This is a genomic window from Mesorhizobium sp. M7A.F.Ca.CA.001.10.2.1 (genome assembly GCF_003998575.1).
GTDB lineage: Bacteria > Pseudomonadota > Alphaproteobacteria > Rhizobiales > Rhizobiaceae > Mesorhizobium.
On the sequence record NZ_RZQY01000878.1, the window covers coordinates 1 to 1,974 of the forward strand.

Here is a 1,974-nt window from a genome sequence, read left to right on the forward strand (position 1 = left end):
CGCCGGCACCGGTAACGGCATGGCCGACCGGATCACGATCCGCGCGGAAGATGGCGTTCGCGGCGTTGCCACCAGCGGCTGGCGCGGCCGCTCCTTCTCGCTTGGCATTGCCGACGCCGTCACCGTGCTCGCGCGGACCGGCGCCGAGGCAGATGCGGCGGCGACCCTCATTGCCAACGCGGTGGACCTGCCCGGCAATCCCGCCATCAAGCGCATTCCCGCACATGAATTGTCGCCCGACAGCGATCTCGGCGCGCGCCTGGTGACACATGGTGTCGGCACGCTTGCCCTTGGCGAAGTGGCGCGGGCGCTGGACAATGGCCTTGCCGTCGCCGAAGATTTTCGCCGGCGCGGCCTGATTGCCGGATCGGCGCTGTTTCTTGGCGGTGAGGCCCGCATCAGTGGCTCGGTTGCGCTTGCCGCGCCCAACAAAAGTTCGAGGGAGGAAGTTGCCCATGCCTGAGTTTTCGATCCGCAAAATCGCGGTGCTGACCGAAGAGATTTTTCACGAGGGCGGGCCGGTGGCCCAGGTGCCGCGCCGCCGCGCCGCCGCGATGGCCCTGGTGAAAAACCCGTTCGCCGGGCGCTATGTCGAAGACTTGCAGAGCGCCATGGACGATCTGAAGCCGCTCGGCCTGTTGCTCGCCGACCGGCTGATCGCGGCGCTCGGCGGCGACGTCAAGCAGATCGACGGCTACGGCAAGGGCGCCATTGTCGGCACGGCGGGCGAGTTGGAGCACGGTGCGCTGTGGCATGTGCCCGGCGGCTACGCCATGCGCGAACGGCTCGGCGACGCCAAGGCGATCGTGCCGTCGGCCAAGAAGGTCGGCGCGTTCGGTTCAAAGCTCGATGTACCGCTCGGCCACATCAACGCCGCCTATGTGCGCAGCCATTTCGACGCCATGGAAGTCGGCATCAGCGATGGTCCGCGCCCAGACGAAATCCTGTTCTGCCTCGCCATGACCTGTGGCCCGCGCATCCACAATCGCATGGGTGGTCTCGCGGCCGATGACATCAAAGCCTGGGATGGCTTGCGGTGAGCGGCGAGGACAATCTGCTCAAGCTGGTCGAGGTCGAGGCGCCGGACGACCAGGATTACCTGCTGCAGGAGCAGGTCGGCTTCATCCTGCGCAAGGCGCATCAGCGCCATGTGGCGATATTTGCCGCGCATATCGGCGATCTGACGCCGCCGCAATTCGCGGCGTTGGCCAAGCTGCGTGACGTCGGCGAGACCTCGCAGAACCAGCTCGGCACGCTGATCGCGATGGATGCGGCGACGGTGAAGGGCGTCATCGACCGGCTGAAGGCGCGCGGCCTGGTCGAGCTTTCCAGGCACGAGGTCGACAAGAGACGGCTGCTGGTCAATCTGACCGCGGCAGGCCGTGATGCCATCGACCGCCTGATCCCGCTGGCGCGCGAGATCACCCAGGAGACGCTGGCACCGCTCTCCGCCAAGGAGATCGCCACCTTCATGAAGCTGCTGGTGAAGCTGGCTTAGACCGCCGGGCGCCAAAAAGGCACCCGGCAGGAAGCTTGGCTCAGAGGCCGTTGTCCTTCAGCACCTGGGCGGCGTTTTCCTTGGTGATCTTCTCGGTCGGCAGAGTGATGGTCTTTTCGACCTTCTCGCCGTTGAGGAACTTGATCGCCTGGCGCAGGCCTTCGGCACCGGGAGTGACATAGGTGAAGGTTGCCGTCAGCTCGCCCTTGTTGACCATCTGCACGCCTTCGTTGGGCAGGCCGTCGATACCAATGAACTTGATGTCCTTCTCGCGGCCGACATCCTTGGCGGCGAGATAGGCGCCGTAGGCCATCGGATCGTTGTGTCCGTAAACGAGATCGATCTTCTCGTTGCTCTTCAGCGCGTTGGCCATCAGATTGTAGGCCTGATCCTGCTTCCAGTCGCCCGATTGCTGGTCGAGCAGATATTTGATGCCCGGCTCCTTGTCGGTGAATTCGTGGAAGCCGTCGTGGCGG

The 1,974-nt window shown here is 64.8% G+C and carries 3 protein-coding genes and 1 pseudogene; 3 read left to right on the forward strand and 1 reads right to left on the reverse strand.

What is annotated here, in order from left to right:
• The 3 genes and pseudogenes from EN964_RS32945 to EN964_RS32955 form a co-directional block, all read left to right on the forward strand.
• Positions 1-463: pseudogene (locus EN964_RS32945) on the forward strand (UPF0280 family protein); the annotation flags it as partial.
• Positions 456-1,040 carry an amino acid synthesis family protein gene (locus tag EN964_RS32950; RefSeq protein WP_127271009.1) on the forward strand — a complete coding sequence of 195 codons (585 nt, stop codon included), beginning with the start codon at positions 456-458 and terminating at the stop codon, positions 1,038-1,040. The pseudogene EN964_RS32945 and the gene EN964_RS32950, both read left to right, overlap by 8 nt.
• Positions 1,037-1,498, forward strand: a complete 462-nt coding sequence (locus EN964_RS32955) for a MarR family winged helix-turn-helix transcriptional regulator (RefSeq protein WP_127271007.1) — start codon at positions 1,037-1,039, stop codon at positions 1,496-1,498. The genes EN964_RS32950 and EN964_RS32955 overlap by 4 nt, the downstream gene beginning before the upstream one ends.
• Positions 1,499-1,538: 40 nt before the next feature.
• On the opposite strand, the gene EN964_RS32960 is transcribed toward EN964_RS32955, so the two are convergent.
• Positions 1,539-1,974, reverse strand: a 436-nt coding sequence (locus EN964_RS32960) for a substrate-binding domain-containing protein (RefSeq protein WP_164776258.1), incomplete at its 5' end; no start/stop codon positions are given.